The sequence below is a fragment of the Pseudoalteromonas sp. T1lg122 genome (assembly GCF_002964825.1).
GTDB lineage: Bacteria > Pseudomonadota > Gammaproteobacteria > Enterobacterales > Alteromonadaceae > Pseudoalteromonas > Pseudoalteromonas gelatinilytica.
In genome coordinates, this window is record NZ_PQCG01000022.1 from 1 (window position 1) to 272 (window position 272).

At 36.0% G+C, this 272-nt stretch carries 1 pseudogene; it reads right to left on the minus strand.

Features of this window, described 5'->3' with window-relative positions:
- Positions 1-272: pseudogene (locus C2M33_RS21330) on the minus strand (hypothetical protein); the annotation flags it as partial.

A 272-nucleotide genomic window follows, 5' to 3' on the forward strand; every position in this document is an offset into this window, starting at 1 on the left:
CAAACAATGTCTTCGTAAGGTAAGTAAAACGGTTTTCTAAATAAGGTATGCGGAGTTTTTACAAGGCCAGTATGGCGATTAAAGTAAAAATTATCTCGGTGCGCTAATATAGCGCGGTGTTTTAAAATGAATAAACCCAAACTAAAGAACGTCACATAGATTGAGGCCATCACCCAGAAATACTCAAACCCATTCGCAATTAACGCTATGATATGAAAAAAGAAAACCATTAAAGCGAGACTCGTACAACCGAAACCAAGAATAGTAAATAA